This is a genomic window from Bacillus sp. FSL K6-0268 (assembly GCF_038005425.1).
Lineage (GTDB): Bacteria > Bacillota > Bacilli > Bacillales > Bacillaceae_G > Bacillus_A > Bacillus_A thuringiensis_S.
Genome location: NZ_JBBOTF010000001.1, coordinates 2,745,810 through 2,762,105, shown reverse-complemented (window position 1 = coordinate 2,762,105; position 16,296 = coordinate 2,745,810). Strand labels below are relative to the sequence as shown.

Here is a 16,296-nt window from a genome sequence, read left to right as displayed (position 1 = left end):
AGACTTAAACTTAAAATTCGAACTATTAGGGAATATATTGACTCTTCTTTTTATTGATTGTTAAGATTAAGTATTATATTTTCTCACATACTAGTAAGAAAAGAATGTGTGATAATAATTCAGGTGTAGGAAGGGTACATAAGCATGTTTCAATTACAAAAATATAACACTTCTGTGAAGCAAGAGTTTTTAGCTGGCATCACAACTTTTTTTACATTTGCGTATATTCTTGTCATCAATCCAAAAATATTATCTGATGCAGGTGTACCATTTGACCAAGCGTTTACAGCAACAATTATTGCCACCGTTGTTGGAACAGTAGGTATGGCAATTTTCGCGAATTACCCGATTGTTATTGCTCCAGCTATGGGAATGAATGCATATTTTGCTTATTCTGTTGTACAGAAGGCAGAAGGGATTACATATGTAGTTGCCTTTTCAGCTGTATTTGTAACGGGGATTATTTTTCTTTTATTATCTTTTACTTCGTTTAGGCAAAAGTTAATTTTAGCAATTCCTGATAGTTTAAAGCATGCAATTGCAGGTGGAATTGGACTATTTATTGCTTTTATTGGATTGCGCCTTTCTGGAATTATCGTAGATCATCCGTCTAATTTAGTTACGATTGGTGATTTTCATTCTCCAGCTGTTATTTTAACTTTAATTGGTTTAATATTAGCGGCGGTATTAATGGCATTACGTGTGAGTGGTGCATTATTTATTAGTATGATTGTGACAGGAATTATCGCTTTCTTTACAGGGCAATTGAAGTTTGCTGATAAAATTGTGGCGATGCCTCATTTGCCAGAGGGTATTATCGTTTCAAACCCAACCAATGCATTTTCAGATGTAATTGAATACGGATTATATGGTGTTGTATTTTCATTTTTACTTGTACTTTTATTCGATACAACAGGTGCATTACTTGGTTTAATTAAACAAGCAGGTTTAATTACAGACAATACAGAGAAGCGTTTTGGTAAAGCGTTTATTGCAGATGCAATTGGAGGGACTACAGGTTCTATCTTTGGAACAAGCCCAACAGCAGCGACGATTGAATCGTCAGCAGGTATTGCTGCAGGTGGGAAAACTGGATTAACAGGGATTGTAGTTGTTGGTCTAACAATTATAACGGCATTTTTCAGTCCTGTTATTGCTTCTTTATCAAGTGTGGCCGCTATTACAGCTCCTTCATTAATTATAGTAGGTAGTTTAATGGCACAAAGCATTCGAGATATTAATTGGAATGAATTTGAAGATGCGTTACCAGCATTTTTGATTTTTATAGGTATTCCGTTAACATCTAGTATTGCAAATGGAATCGCAATTGGATTTTTAGTATATCCAGTTTTGAAAATTGTGAAGGGTAAAGGAAAGGAAGTACATCCATTACTATACTTATTTACAATTTTATTTGGATGTCATTTATTCTTATAATATAGATATAGGAGAGGGAGCTTCTTATGAGAGGCTCCTTTTTTGTGTATAATAAAGTGAGACTATAGGCAGTAGGGAGGATCCCCACTGTGTATTAGCCCGCACTAATTGGAATAAGGTGAAAACTTAATTGATTTTGTAAAATATAAATTACTTAAAGGAATATATATGTTACAATAAAGGTGGAGGAGGAACATGAATGGCTGTAAGTAAAATAAAAGTCGCGCGTGTTCAGTTAGATTTAACACAGCAACAATTAGCAGAAAAAGTAGGCGTTACAAGGCAAACGATTAGTTTAATTGAGAAGGGGAAATACAATCCATCTTTAGATTTATGTTTGAAAATTTGTTATGCAGTAGATAAAACGTTGAATGAGTTGTTTTGGGAGGAAAAGGAGTGATAGGATGAAAATCGTGAAAGATGAACGTTTAATGATTGAAGGGTTAAAACATATTAGATTGGCTTTCATCTTACAAAATATCGTCATACTAGCTATCATCTTTTACCGCTATGTCTTGCAAGAGGCAGGATATGAAAGTGTTTCGGATTTATTAATGATATTTATTGGCGGGATCGTAGTTATTAACTTCTTAAATTTAAAACATTCTGTAGAGGTATATGAGCACACAGGCGGAGTGTCACGTAGCTATTTCATGAAATTATTATTAATTCCAGTAGGTATTATTATTGGGATATTAGCTGTTTGTATCATTGTAACACCAGATATCTCGATAAAAGAAATAAGTATAACAGCACTTATTATGTTTGCTTGTTTTTTAGTTCCTAGTTTATTTATCTACATATATATGAAAAAGATAAAAAGTGAAGATTGAAATATAAGAAAAGCTTTCCCGTATTGAGGAAAGCTTTTCTTATATCTTTTTATACAAAACTTTATGAAGGCCAATCGGTTCAATTTCAAAGATTTCACCATGCTCCTGAAAGTCTAATCGCTTGTAATAGTCAGTTACAGTAATACGGCCATTACACCATAGAATGTTTGCTTTCCGTTCTTTTAAAATTTGTTCTGCCTTCTGAATTAAGGAGCTTCCAGCTCTTTTGTTCCGAAAGTTAGGTAATGTTGCCATTCCTCGTAGTCTATAATGGATACCATTTTGCAAATCAGGATATATTTCTTTTGAGAAGGAAGCGATGCTAATTAACTCATCGTTTATAAAGGCACCTAAGTGGAATGTGTCTTTTTCGTAGTCAGAAGAGTATTTACAGTCTGCTAGGGACTGATTGGGACGCAACACCGCTTGGCGTAATAAGTGTGTCTCGGATGCATCAATATACTGCACAGTAATCATATTATCATCCTTTCTTATAAACCTTTTTCTATAAGTTGTATAAAGAAGTATGCAGGTGCAGCGAGAAGGCCGAGTATACTAGCGGTTCCTAGAAGGAGTGAAAGAAAAAGGCATGAGTATTTAACTCCATTTGATTTTTTCCAACCATAGCTGCAAATTTCAATGCTAACACCGATGAGAATAATGGCGACGAGTACTTCTGCTAATAATAAGAGAGCTAAAGTTACAATAGACATAATGTAATCCATCCTCATAATATGTGATAGTAACATTTTACCATATGAAAATTAAAAAATGCCCCTCAATTATGTGGGGGGCATTTTTTTTACTCTAATATGTTTTTTAGTGTATCGATATGCTCTTTCGAACCTGTTACAAGTAATGTATCACCGTGTTGTAGTCTTGTATCACCATGTGGTATTAATGCTTTATTACCGCGGTAGATTTGAATGACAAGTACATCACCTAAAAACGGGAGGCGGCGAAGCGCAATGCCGTTATATTTATTGCTGCGCAGTTCAACTTCGCGTACTGTTTCGTTTGCTGTTGTAATTAAGCGAACGAGACTAGGTTTATCAATAAGTGCACGTAATAAAATACGTGTAGAGTTAATTGTTGAGAATACAGCGATATGTTCTTGCGTTGCTTTTTCTTGTAGAAGTGGATCTTCTACACTTGCAATAACATGTTCAACACCTAGCTCTTTTGCATGTTCTGCCAATAATAAGTTTTGTTCATCATCGCTTGTTGCAACAACGACGCGATCTGCATCAAATGCTGTTTGTTCAGTTAATGATGCAATTGTGATGTCATCTAATTTCACGATAGGAAAGTCATGTGATTTCGCTTCTTCATCATTTATTTTGTTTTGACGCATCATATATAGCGTTACGTCATAATCTTCTCGTTTTAAATCTAGTGATAACGGAAGGGTAATTCTGCTCGCGCCAATAATAGCTACTTTTGGTTTTGGTGTTTCTACTTTTGGGAACATTTTTTTAAATAATATAGGTGCAAAAATACAAGTAATAACTGCGCTTAAAATAAGAGAGGCAGATAAACTTGGACTGATAATCCCCAGTTTTTCACCAATTTGTGCAGCCGCAATAACTAAAGAAAGTGTCGATGTTAATAAAATTGCACTTCCAAGTACGATATTACGTGGATACCATTTTCGTAAGACGAGTGATGGTAAGAGTTTTGAAATAAAGAGTCCTACAATTAAGATTGGGATCATTAGCATGCTAGAAGGTTCTTTGAAAATAGACCATACCTCTAGATTTACACCAACCATTACGAAGAAAATAGGGATGAAGAAACCATAGCCGATGGAATCAAGTTTTTCAACCATATCTTCATTTGGTGATAATAACGATACAAGTACGCCTGCTAAGAAGGCACCTAAAATATTTTCTGCTCCAACAGATTCTGATAAACCAACTAAGATTAAAATGAGTGCAAAAACAGCCCGTGTATCAATTTGTACACTACCAGCTTTTAAACTATCTAAGTATGGAATGTTTTTAAAGCGTTTTGCAATAAAGTAAATGACAATACCGGCACCGAATAGAAGAAGTAAGAGCCACATACTTTGGCCGCTTTCGGAATTTAATCCGACGAAAACAGCGAGTAAAATCATTGTAACTAAGTCTGCAATAACAGCAACTAATAAAATGATTTGTCCGATTGCAGTTTTTCCTAGGTTGTTCTCTTTTAATGTTGGTACAACAACACCTAAAGAAATAGTTGAAATAATTAAAGTCATGAACATTGCATTATCTACGAATCCTAGCCATACGAATAGTAATGATAGGGCATAAGATAAGATGAAAATAAATAAGAAGATAATGCTTGCTGCTTGAAATGTATTTGGCTCGTTTGTCGTATTTTTTTTCCCTTTTTGTTTAAAGATAGAAAAATCAATTTCTAAACCGCTTAAGAACATGAGGAAGATAAATCCTAATGTTGATAAAACTTGAAGCCATATATCTGGCTCAATAATATTAAACCCACTTTTACCTACAAAGATTCCTGCAATAATTTCTGCAACGACAACAGGAAGTGCTTTTAATTTAAAGCGTTGTAACAAAAGGGGAACGAAAAACGCGATTGCAACGATAACCATAAGTGATAGAACAGAAGTATGATGTTCCATTGCGTTCTCTCCCTTCAAATAAATATAGTACCTATTTAGCCATATAATAGGTAGAAAAGCAACGCATATGGATTCGATTTCATAAAGAAAGACTTTTCTTAACATTTGTCATAATAAGTATATTTTTCATGATTCTGTTGTTAATTCCGTAATGTGGATGTAATAGGGGAGGGGATAAAAAAAGACTGCTGAGGAATCTCAGCAGTCTTTTTCATGTACATTACATTGAGAAGAAGATCCATACAGTTAAACCAACTGTTGCAGTTGCAACGAAGAAACTATATATCATTGTAAGAATTTGAACTCTTCCTTCTCCTTCTTTTAAATGCATGAACATAATTAATTGTAACAATGCTTGCGCAACAGCCATGATGATAATAGTTGTTAAGACTGTTGAAAGTGGCAATGTTGTGTAAAGTGCCACGTATAACGCTAGAAACGTTAATGCAAGCGATAAAATAAATCCGAAAACGTGTGACCAAGGGAATCCGCTATGCGCATGCCCATTTGCTTGATTGTTGTTTTGAGCCATTTACGCCACCATCCCGTTCAAGTAAACTAGTGTGTAAATGAAGACCCAAACAAGGTCAAGGAAATGCCAGTATAAGCTGATAATGAATACTTTACGAGCTGTAACTGGTGTTAGACCTCGTTTTAAAATTTGGATAATAACACAAATTGCCCAAATGATACCGCCTGTTACGTGGGCTCCATGCGTTCCAAGAAGAACGAAGAATGCAGATAGGAAAGCACTTGTTTGAATTGTTGCGCCTTCACCAATATACATAATGAACTCTTCAATCTCGAAGAATAGGAAACCTGCACCTAAAAGTAATGTAAGGACGAACCATCCAAGCATCGCTTTTTGGTTGTGCTTACGCATTTCGTGAATTACGATACCACATGTGAAACTACTTGTTAAAAGTAGTAATGTTTGAATTAAAAGCGTTTTAAGTTCAAACAGTTGCGCTGGAGTTGGGCCATCTGCCGTACGACCAGCAAGGACTAGATAAGAGGCGAAAAGTGTTGCGAACAGCATAATTTCAGCCCCAAGAAAAATCCAGAATCCTAGGATATTCAATCTGCTTTGTTCGGATTGATATTCCAAAGGTAAGCTTTTATCTAAAGCCGCCATGTCATTTCACCTCTCATGCTATATGTTCTGTTTCTTTAATTTCATCAACACTTACGTAGTAACCATCGTCATAATCGAATGAACGATAGATTAAGCAAGCTAAAATACCAATACCACCGATTGCTGCAAGCCAGAACCAGCTAAATACTAATGCGAAACCTGCAAGACCGAAGAATAAAGACGCAATAATAGGCACACCAGAGTTACTTGGCATGTGAATTGGTTTGATATCTTCTGCTGCTGGTGTAACTGTTTCTCCGCGTTTTTTCATGTACCAGAAAGCATCAGCTTCTTTAATTTCAGGAAGCTTTGCGAAGTTGTAATGTTGTACAGGAGATTGAGTTGCCCATTCAAGTGTACGACCATCCCATGGATCTCCAGTTGTGTCACGTTCACCGTGACGTGCACTCCAAATTACGTTGTAGCAAAGAAGTAGGAAGCCAATACCCATCATTACCGCACCAACAGATGCGATTTGGTTTAGCCATCCCCATCCAAGACTTTCAGAGTAAGTGTACATACGACGAGTCATACCGTCTAAACCTAAGAAGTACATTGGGAAGAAACAGATGTTAAATCCGCTCATAAAGATCCAGAATGTCCATTTACCTAGGCGTTCATTTAACATATGACCAGTCATTTTTGGATACCAGAATGTGAATCCAGCAAGCATAGCGAATACTGTACCTGCGATTAATACGTAGTGGAAGTGAGCAATTAGGAAGTAGCTGTTATGGTATTGATAATCAGCTGCTGCCATTCCAAGCATAACCCCTGTAACCCCACCGACTACGAAGTTTGGAATAAATGCCAATGACCAAAGCATTGGAACTGTAAAACGAATACGTCCTTTATACAGTGTAAACAACCAGTTAAAGATCTTAACCCCGGTTGGAATCGAAATCGCCATTGTCGAAATCGAGAAGAATGAGTTAACCGCTGGACCTGCACCCATCGTGAAGAAGTGGTGAAGCCATACGACGAAACTTAGTAAAGAAATTGCAACCATTGAGTATACCATCGCACTGTAACCGAATAGACGCTTACGTGAGAATGTACTAATGATTTCAGAGAAAATACCGAATGCCGGTAAAATAACGATATATACTTCAGGGTGACCCCATACCCAGAACAGGTTGGCCCATAACATCGGCATACCGCCGCTCGCCATCGTAAAGAAGTGAGCATCGAATAGACGGTCAAATGTCATTAATGCAAGAGCAACTGTTAATACTGGGAAAGCGAAAATAATGATAATTGTTGTAATTAAGATTGACCAAGTAAACATTGGCATTCTCATTAAAGTCATACCAGGTGTACGCATTTTTAAGATAGTAACAAGGAAGTTAATACCGGTCATTAGCGTACCGAGACCTGAAATCTGTAATGCAATTGCGTAGTAGTTATTTCCTACGCCTGAAGTAAACTCTGTACCTGCCATTGGGAAGTAAGAAGTCCACCCAGCGTCTGGAGAACCACCGATTACGAAAGCGATGTTGAATAACATTGCTCCGACAAAGAATAACCAGAAACTTAAAGCATTTAAGAACGGATATGCAACGTCACGAGCACCAATTTGTAATGGTACTACAAGGTTCATTAATCCCATAACGAATGGCATTGCCATGAAAAGAATCATTACTGTACCATGCGTTGTAAAGATTCCGTTATAGTGTTCAGCGTTTAAATAAGTTGTTTCTGGGAATGTTAACTGTGCACGGATCATTAAACCATCCATACCACCACGGAATAACATGATAACCGCAGAAATAATATACATGGCTCCGATTTTTTTATGGTCAACAGTTGTCAACCATTCGTCCCAAAGCCATTTCCATTTTTTATACTTTGTTAGTACGAAAATGATTGCTAATGTCACAAGAACGATAGAAGCGTCTGCACCGTAAATAATCGGGTCACCTGTGACAAAGAATTCATCAAGCTTCACTGTGTTCACTCCAATCTGTTGGAATAATAGCTATTATTTTTTGTTTTTGTAGTAGTTGTAATCACAATATTCAAGTGATTTTGGATCTACATAACTTAAGTGGTGACTAGAGAACGTCATGCGTCCAACTACACCAGGTTTAATAATTTCGTTGTACTTCTCTTCGGTTAACTTATCAGCCTTTTCTTGTACTTCTTTAACCCACTTGTCATATTTCTCTTTAGTTTTTGCTTCAACTTCGAACTCCATGTGTGTGAATCCTTCACCAGAGAAGTTCGCACTACGGCCTAGGTAAGAACCTGGCTTATCAGCTTGTAAATAAAGATCCATAATCATGCCATCCATTGTGTACTTCATACCACCAAGTTCTGGTACCCAGAAAGCATTCATTGGGCCGACAGAAGTCAGTTTGAATTGAATTGGTACACCAGCTGGGATATTTAAATAGTTAACGGTTTCAATTTTTTCCTCTGGGTAACTGAATAACCATTTCCAGTTTGCAGATGTAACATAAATTTCAACTGGTTTAATATGTTTGGACTCTTTCGGAACCTCTTCCGAAGCATAAGTTGCTTTTACTGTTGGAATCGATAATGCGATAACGATAATAACAGGAACAAGCGTCCAAATAATTTCTAGTAATGTGTTACCGTGTTGTTCAGGTGGCTCATAGTCCATATTCTCTGGTTTTTCACGATAACGAATCAAGATGACTGTAAACAGAATGAATACAATTGCGATAATTAATGACATAAGCAAGAATGACCAAACAATTAAATCATACTGTGCTTTTGCAACAGGTCCTTGCGGATTTAATACTGCGAGTTTTTTATCACAGCCACCGAGGAACAGAAGTAATGATAACGGAAGAAGCGAAGCCAACTTCCAAAACGCTTTCTTTAGTTGCACGATTGAAAATCTCCTTTCTCCTTGGATTGAAACTATGCCAATAAAACAATATAAACCTATTAATTTATAGAAGGCAATAGTTTTTGATATATTGTTAAAAAATAGACACAAATGCACACTTTTTAAGGTGAATATCATTTGTAACTTGATTACATTGTAAACTATTTTCCAGAGAAAAACGTGATTGTGAAAATTTTAAGATAAATAAAGTTATACCAGGATATCCAAGAAATAGAAAAAAGCTATCTTATCATAAGAAAGATAGCTGAATATTTTGTATATTTAGTTTATTTTTTGTGTGATAGTTCGTGGCTGTTCAAGTGTGACAATTTTTTTATATTTAACTTGGTATAAAATGTAACAAATAATCATAAATGGAATGCCACAATAAAGAGCAATTCTTTGATCTGGAATGAAAGCCAAACTAACAAATGTAATGAAATTGAGTAAGAACGCCACGATTGGAACTAGCGGATAGAGCGGTGTACGATATTTTAAATCATTTATGTCGCCACCATTTTTCACGAAATTTCTACGGAAGAAAAACTGTGAAGCGGCAATTGACATCCAAACGACAACGGCAGCCATTGCTGCAATAGATGTTAAAACTAGAAAGACAGTATCTGCCGCAAATACACTTGTTAATAAGGAAAGGCTAGCAAAAATCAGACTGAAAATTAATGCATTTAGCGGTACACCTTTTTTAGTTAATTTCGTAAATGCTGGGCTTGCCATTCCTTGTTTTGCCATCGCCCACAGCATACGAGAATTTGCGTATAGACCAGAGTTAGCAACGGATAATACAGCTGTAATAATAACAAAGTTCATAATGTCTGCTGCATATGGGACCCCGGCTACATCAAAAACAAGTACAAACGGACTTTCGACTAGATTAGCCTCTTGCCATGGGAGTAAACCTACAACAACTGATATCGCTAAGACGAAGAAGAAGAGAGTTCGCCAAATTGTATTTTTGATCGCTTTTGGAATTGTTTTTTCAGGATTTTCACTTTCTCCTGAAGCGATTCCGATTAATTCTGTTCCTTGGAAGGAGTAATTTACTGTAATCATCGTAAGAAGAACAGCTAATGCACCGTTTGGAAATAGCCCGCCATTTTCAGTGAAATTATGAAGCATCGGAGCTGGCTTTCCATTAAAGTCTAGTAAACCGAACATAACAGCGCCACCAAGTACGATGAAAATAACGATTGTTGCAACTTTTACACTTGCGAACCAAAACTCTGCTTCTGCATATGCTTTTGCTGATAAAGCGTTTACGAGGAAGAGCGCTGCTGCAAATGTAACGCACCAAATCCATGAAGAAACGTCTGGAAACCAGCGTTTCATTAAAATACTTACAGTTGTTAACTCTACGCCAACTGTAACAGCCCAATTTAACCAATACATCCAACCGACAACAAATCCAAAACCAGGTGAAATGAATTTGCTTGCATAGCTTTGGAATGAACCTGCTTCTGGCATAGCAACAGATAATTCACCAAGACATAACATCGTTAAATACATAACAAATCCACCGACTAAAAATGCAAGAATAGCGCCACCAGGTCCGGCATTATGGACGATTTGACCAGATCCCATAAATAGCCCGGTTCCGATAACACCACCGAGTGCAATCATAAATAGGTGTCTACTTTTCATTGTTCGTTTTAAATTTGTTTGTTCAATTTGTTGATTCATATGCCCCTCACCCCGTATTTTCTTGAATGTGTGAACTTCATTTTATTCTGAGTTTTTAATCATTAGTGGGGGATGCAACACACACTCGGTTTATTTGCTATGAAATGAATGGAGTATGTAAAAAATGAACTATGACTAAATACTCTAAGAATGTTTGTTAACATGGTGATATCTTCACCATGTTAACAATTTTGATTTTAGCAAAATATTCTGGAAATGTATATTTATTTTTCTTTTTATTAAAAATAATTAGAATTTTTATAATTAATTCGTAACTACTCAGCTTAATTAGGAAAAAGGGCATACCAAATACATGTTTTCATTCGAAAACATAAAAAAGAAAAGACTCCAATAAGAGAAAGAATCTAAATCAAACAGAGAATTTCTCTTATGAAGTTGTGCGATTCCAAGGAACCGTTCCGGTTTCTATAACTTGTCCTATCGCTTGTAAGACAGATTGTTTTTGTTTTTTCATGGTACTCATAAAGCTTCGTATCTGGCAAAAAGATTCTGCGCCTTTCTTACTTCGGAAAGTCCCAGACACTTTCTGTTTGACTTTCGTCATTCGAATATCCCGTTCCGCTTGATTATTATCAAATGGAATGTCTGGATGTTCTAAGAATGCTAGAATTCTGTCAGCATATTTGACGAAGCGATTCCATAAATTTTGAGCAGGCGTCTGCTTTCTTTTCTTTTTTAATTCTGTAGAAAAGACTGGTTGTTCTTTCAATATAGCTTGATAAACAGTAAACAGGTGCTGTTGCTTTACTTTTGGCAGATTTCCTTTGTATTGTTTTTTCAGCGTTAAAGCTTGCGTGAGAAATTTCTGCATCTGTTGCGCCCATTTTTGCCCCGTACTATCTATAATTCCTTGCAAATCTCGTAAGAGATGGGCATTACATAATACATGTCGGCAATCTGTATACGCATCATACGATTTCCAACCATCATGCATCGCAATTCCAGAAAAAGACGGTAAAATTCCGCCCGCATCCATTGCTTCTTTTCCGCGTTTGTGATGAATATGTTGCAATGTCACCTCCGGTGTACTGGCAGTATGTAACCATTGTGTTTTGTTTTCTACACGCATACCGGTTTCATCAAAATGGACAATAGGAGACTGCAGGATCTTTTCCGTTACTTTTTTTATGAATGGCTGCAATTGAGAAGCGAAAGCCTGTGTATGATTTACCAGGGTTCCTTCGCTTATAGAATGTCCAAAACAATCCTGAAAGAATTCTTTTGTTCGCTTCAAAGAAATGCATTGATAATGCGTTAAATAGGGAATCAGTCTTTTTATATTTGGACCATATTGAACAGGACGAGATACTGTCGAAGGAAATTGGGCTTCTTGGATAGAATGGCAATGTGGGCATTCTTTCTGTTCTACTTTATGTTCTGTCACTTCAATCTGAATAGGTGGTAAGTCATACACTTGGCGAATGCGATACCCTTTTACAGGCTCGTGGTTCAAGGAAGTATGACAACAAGTACAATATGTAGGAGAATGTGTAATCGTATGATCTGGAGTCGCTGTCAAACCAAGAGTATGTCCCTTGTGGCCTAACTGGCCACCGGTTTGACGATGAGACGGTTTGCGCAAACTTTTTGTAACAGGCTTACCTAAACCATCTGTAGAAGGTGGCTTATGACTATTTTTGGAGTTTTTTTTTGAAGCATTTTCTAGTTCTTGTATACGTTTTTCTAATTTAGAAAATGTTTCTTCAAATAAAGAAATAACAGCTTCAGGTCCTTTTTTATATGTATCTAAAATAATTTTTCGATCGACCATAATATTCACCTCCCCTGTTTGATATACTCAGTATTTACAAATAGGAGGCATATGAAACTAGTAAAATTAAAAAAAGCCACCGAAAGGTGGCTGAGTAGTTACATTAATTCTATGAGCGATAATTCACATGATCTTTCTAGCAAACTAGTAAGAAGAAGGGTACAATGATAAGAGTTGTGTCTGTAAAATAATAATTAATGGAGTTTTGTTTATAATGAAAAAGTTAAAATATCTTTTTGTTTTTGGTATTATACTTGCTGCTGCATTTTTTATAGGGAAAGATAAAATCATGCAAAAGGCGCAAGTTTTACGCTTAGAGTTTCTATCTGAAATGAAAGAAGCAGCTATGATTGAAGATGTTCCGTTTATTAAACAATTACCAGAATTACCTCGAGGATGTGAAGTGACAAGTTTAGCTATGTTGCTGCAATATAAAGGTGTACAAGTAGATAAGATGCAACTTGCTAGCGAAATTTATCGTGTTCCATTTGAACAAAATGGTTTGCGTGGAAATCCTTACGAGGGGTTTGTAGGAAATATTTATACAAAGGCAAAGCCTGGATATGGTGTATACAATAAACCAATCTTTGATTTAGCAGAAAAATATGTTCCTGAAAAAGTAATTAATTTAACAGGTAGAGACATGCAAGATATATATAAAGTAATTAGTTCTGGCTCCCCGGTATGGGTCATTATTAATACGACGTTTAAGCCGCTAGCTGAAAGTAGTTTTGAAACATGGAATACGAGTTCAGGCGAAGTGAAAATTACATATTATGAGCATAGTGCAGTAGTAATTGGATATGATCAAAACTTTGTATATGTAAATGATCCTCTGAAAAATAATCCACGTTTGGCTGTTCCACGAGCAGAATTTGAGAAAGCTTGGGAGCAAATGGGAAAACAAGCGATTACTATTTTATAATAAAGAAAAAGTCATCTTTTGGATGGCTTTTTCTTTTTGGTTTATCATAATTGAAAATTCAGAAGATTCTTTTAAAAGTTAACAATTCGCGTTATAATAACATTTAACTTGGTGAAGAAGGAGTGAAGGGGTATGGATGTTGCAAAGGAACTTGTTTTGTCAAAAAATCAGTTAGTTGAGTGGAGAAGGCATTTTCATAAGTATCCAGAGTTATCTTTTCAAGAAGAAAAAACATCGCAGTTTGTGTTCGATATACTTCGGAAATGCCCATATTTAGAAGTGTCACGGCCGACTAAATATAGTGTGATGGCAAAGTTAGTAGGTAAACAGCCGGGCAAAACAGTTGCGGTTCGAGCCGATATGGATGCTCTTCCTATTCATGAAGAAAATGAGTTTGATTTTATTTCTACATATAAAGGTGTGATGCATGCGTGTGGTCATGATGGACATATAGCGATATTACTTGGGGTTGTATATAAGTTAGTAGAAGCAAGAGAGAAGATTAAAGGGGAGATTCGTTTTCTATTCCAACATGCTGAAGAAAATTTTCCTGGTGGTGCAGAGGAGATGATTGCGGCAGGTGTAATGGAAGGTGTGGATTATATCATTGGTGCTCACCTTTGGGCGTCGTTAGAGGTTGGGAAAATAGGCGTTATTTATGGTCCTGCAATGGCTGCACCGGATGTTTTTAAAATTAGGATAGAGGGAAAAGGTGGACATGCTGGAATCCCTCATGAAACGGTGGATAGTATCGCAATCGGTACACAAGTCGTTTCGCAACTTCAGCAAATTGTATCTCGCCTCACGAATCCATTAGATTCTCTCGTAATATCCGTTACTCAATTTCATGCGGGGACAACTCATAATGTAATACCAGAGCAAGCGGAGATTGAAGGGACAGTGCGAAGTTTAAGACATGAGTTACGAGGTGAAACAGAGAAGAAGATTGAGCGGATTGTGAAGCATATTACGGAATCTTACGGAGCGAAATATACGTTTTCTTATGAATATGGATATCGACCAGTTGTAAATAATTATGAAGTTACAGAGCTTATTGAACAAACGGCATTACAACTTTATGGAAGAGATAGAGTTGTTCGTTTGCAGCCGACGATGGCTGGAGAAGATTTTTCGGCGTTTTTACAAAAGGTACCAGGGACATTCTTTTTTATCGGAGCGGGAAATAAAGAGAAAGGTATTATATATCCTCATCATCATCCTCGTTTTACAATTGATGAAGATGCATTACCGATTGGAGTGGAAGTCTTTGTATCAGCCATTATGAATTTTATAAGTAAAGGAGAATGAGATGAAGAAAATATACATCCTAGCGCTTATTCCAGTTCTTTGTTTAGTAGTTGGGCCAATATTTGCGAATTCAGTTACTCCTTACGTATTAGGGATGCCATTTTTATTATTTTGGGTATTATTATCAGTGTTTATTACATCTCTTTGTATGGGGCTTGTGTACGTGTTTGATCCCGCTAATAAGGAGGATGTAAAATGACTGCATTACTTATCATTATTTTATTTTTGTTTCTCGCACTATTTTTAGGGATTCGGGCACAACATGGAAAAGATATGAATTTAGAGCAATGGTCAGTTGGGGGAAGAGGATTTGGCACTATTTTTGTTTTTCTCCTGATGGCAGGTGAGATTTATACGACGTTTACATTTTTAGGGGGAAGCGGCTGGGCGTATAGTAAAGGAGCACCTACCTTTTATATTTTGGGATATGGTGCTTTAGCTTATCTTTTATCGTATTTTTTATTACCACCAATTTGGAAGTATGCGAAAGAGCATAACCTTGTTTCGCAGTCGGATTTTTTTGCGAAGAAATATAGAAGTAAAGCGCTTGGACTTATTGTTTCAGTTGTTGGTGTTGTTTCCATCATCCCATATCTTGTTTTACAGTTAAAGGGACTGGGGATTATCGTTTCAGAAGCTTCTTACGGAAGGGTGTCACCTGTTGTTGCAGTATGGATTGGTGCTATTGTTATAACTATATATGTAATGGTTTCAGGTATACACGGTTCGGCTTGGACGGCTGCTTTGAAGGATATTATGATACTGTTTATCGTTATGTTTTTAGGTATATATTTACCGTATCATTATTATGGAGGATTTCAGCCTATGTTTGAGGCTGTAGAAGCAGCAAAGCCGGGATTTTTATCTTTACCTGAAGAAGGAATGAGTATTTCTTGGTTTGTTTCTACTATTATATTAACGGCCCTAGGTTTTTATATGTGGCCTCATACATTTGCTTCTGCTTTTTCTGCAAAAAATGAAAAAGTATTTCGTAAAAATGCAGCAATTATGCCATTGTATTCTTTAGTGTTACTTTTCGTATTTTTTGCAGGGTTTGCTGCTATATTGCAAGTTCCTGGGTTAAAGGGAGCGGATGTGGATCTTTCGTTATTCCGTCTTGCTTTACAAACTTTTGATCCTTGGTTTATTGGAATTATTGGTAGTGCGGGAGTATTAACGGCGTTAGTTCCAGGCTCTATGCTTGTTATGGCGGCTTCTACACTGTTAGCGAAAAATATTTATCGAACGATGGTTCCATCTGCTTCAGATAGACAAGTTGCTAAAGCTGCAAAGTTATTTGTACCTGTAGTAACGCTCGTAGCAGTTTTATTTACATTTAAAGGAGGAGAAACAATAGGAGCCCTTCTATTAATGGGGTACAGTATTGTTACACAACTTTTCCCTGCACTTGTATGTAGCTTGTTTCCACGTCAGGTTATTACAAAGCAAGGAGCGATTGCAGGAATGGGAATGGGGTTATTAGTTGTTGCATATATCACTTTATCGGGCTCTAATATAGCTACGATGTTTCCGAGTTTTCCGCAGTCTATAAAAGATTTAAATGTAGGTATAGTCGCATTGTTAATTAATATGATTGTGATGTTTGTAGTTAGTGGATTTACAAAAAGTGTATCTATAAAGAAAAACAGCATAATAGTAGAAAAGTAATTCGTTTATTA

At 36.4% G+C, this 16,296-nt stretch carries 16 protein-coding genes; 7 read left to right on the top strand and 9 right to left on the bottom strand.

What is annotated here, in order from left to right:
• Window positions 1-144: 144 nt before the first annotated feature.
• The 3 genes from MHI28_RS14335 to MHI28_RS14325 all read left to right on the top strand — a co-directional run bounded on the left by MHI28_RS14335 (window position 145) and on the right by MHI28_RS14325 (window position 2,270).
• Complete coding sequence (locus MHI28_RS14335; protein WP_000487187.1) at window positions 145-1,437, top strand: NCS2 family permease; 1,293 nt, start codon at window positions 145-147, stop codon at window positions 1,435-1,437.
• A 199-nt stretch (window positions 1,438-1,636) separates the two neighbouring features.
• A complete protein-coding gene (locus tag MHI28_RS14330; protein ID WP_000301184.1) occupies window positions 1,637-1,837 on the top strand; it encodes a helix-turn-helix transcriptional regulator in 201 nt (66 codons plus the stop codon).
• Between the two features lie 4 nt (window positions 1,838-1,841).
• A complete protein-coding gene (locus tag MHI28_RS14325; RefSeq protein ID WP_000706625.1) occupies window positions 1,842-2,270 on the top strand; it encodes a hypothetical protein in 429 nt (142 codons plus the stop codon).
• A 39-nt stretch (window positions 2,271-2,309) separates the two neighbouring features.
• Here MHI28_RS14325 and MHI28_RS14320 read toward each other — a convergent pair whose 3' ends face one another.
• The 9 genes from MHI28_RS14320 to tnpC all read right to left on the bottom strand — a co-directional run bounded on the left by MHI28_RS14320 (window position 2,310) and on the right by tnpC (window position 12,384).
• Window positions 2,310-2,747: a GNAT family N-acetyltransferase gene (locus MHI28_RS14320; RefSeq protein ID WP_000633847.1), complete on the bottom strand. Its 438-nt coding sequence runs from the start codon at window positions 2,745-2,747 to the stop codon at window positions 2,310-2,312.
• A 14-nt stretch (window positions 2,748-2,761) separates the two neighbouring features.
• Window positions 2,762-3,019, bottom strand: a complete 258-nt coding sequence (locus MHI28_RS14315) for a DUF4022 family protein (RefSeq protein WP_003260542.1) — start codon at window positions 3,017-3,019, stop codon at window positions 2,762-2,764.
• Window positions 3,020-3,072: 53 nt separating this feature from the next.
• On the bottom strand, window positions 3,073-4,902 hold the full coding sequence (locus tag MHI28_RS14310) for a monovalent cation:proton antiporter family protein (protein WP_000399955.1): 1,830 nt from the start codon (window positions 4,900-4,902) through the stop codon (window positions 3,073-3,075).
• A 220-nt stretch (window positions 4,903-5,122) separates the two neighbouring features.
• Window positions 5,123-5,434: a cytochrome aa3 quinol oxidase subunit IV gene (gene qoxD / locus MHI28_RS14305; RefSeq protein ID WP_000068425.1), complete on the bottom strand. Its 312-nt coding sequence runs from the start codon at window positions 5,432-5,434 to the stop codon at window positions 5,123-5,125.
• On the bottom strand, window positions 5,435-6,037 hold the full coding sequence (qoxC, locus tag MHI28_RS14300) for a cytochrome aa3 quinol oxidase subunit III (RefSeq protein WP_000729316.1): 603 nt from the start codon (window positions 6,035-6,037) through the stop codon (window positions 5,435-5,437). It abuts the gene before it with no gap.
• Between the two features lie 13 nt (window positions 6,038-6,050).
• Window positions 6,051-7,985 carry a cytochrome aa3 quinol oxidase subunit I gene (gene qoxB, locus MHI28_RS14295; RefSeq protein WP_000762373.1) on the bottom strand — a complete coding sequence of 645 codons (1,935 nt, stop codon included), beginning with the start codon at window positions 7,983-7,985 and terminating at the stop codon, window positions 6,051-6,053.
• A 33-nt stretch (window positions 7,986-8,018) separates the two neighbouring features.
• Window positions 8,019-8,894 (bottom strand): cytochrome aa3 quinol oxidase subunit II, encoded by an 876-nt coding sequence (locus tag MHI28_RS14290; protein WP_001176164.1) that lies wholly within the window; start codon window positions 8,892-8,894, stop codon window positions 8,019-8,021.
• 282 nt (window positions 8,895-9,176) lie between these two features.
• Window positions 9,177-10,592, bottom strand: coding sequence for an amino acid permease (locus MHI28_RS14285; RefSeq protein ID WP_001075767.1), 1,416 nt, complete (start codon window positions 10,590-10,592; stop codon window positions 9,177-9,179).
• Window positions 10,593-10,980: 388 nt separating this feature from the next.
• Window positions 10,981-12,384 carry an IS66 family transposase gene (gene tnpC, locus MHI28_RS14280; protein ID WP_340828062.1) on the bottom strand — a complete coding sequence of 468 codons (1,404 nt, stop codon included), beginning with the start codon at window positions 12,382-12,384 and terminating at the stop codon, window positions 10,981-10,983.
• Window positions 12,385-12,598: 214 nt separating this feature from the next.
• On the opposite strand from tnpC, the gene MHI28_RS14275 reads away from it, so the two are divergent.
• From MHI28_RS14275 to MHI28_RS14260, 4 genes are all read left to right on the top strand, one after another.
• Window positions 12,599-13,309 (top strand): C39 family peptidase, encoded by a 711-nt coding sequence (locus MHI28_RS14275; protein ID WP_000734492.1) that lies wholly within the window; start codon window positions 12,599-12,601, stop codon window positions 13,307-13,309.
• A gap of 132 nt (window positions 13,310-13,441) precedes the next feature.
• Entirely contained in the window at window positions 13,442-14,617 is a 1,176-nt protein-coding gene (locus tag MHI28_RS14270) for an amidohydrolase (protein ID WP_000382123.1), read from the top strand.
• 1 nt (window position 14,618) lies between these two features.
• Window positions 14,619-14,816, top strand: coding sequence for a DUF3311 domain-containing protein (locus MHI28_RS14265; protein ID WP_000725525.1), 198 nt, complete (start codon window positions 14,619-14,621; stop codon window positions 14,814-14,816).
• Window positions 14,813-16,285 (top strand): sodium:solute symporter family protein, encoded by a 1,473-nt coding sequence (locus MHI28_RS14260; protein WP_000125940.1) that lies wholly within the window; start codon window positions 14,813-14,815, stop codon window positions 16,283-16,285. The genes MHI28_RS14265 and MHI28_RS14260 overlap by 4 nt, the downstream gene beginning before the upstream one ends.
• Window positions 16,286-16,296: the final 11 nt, after the last annotated feature.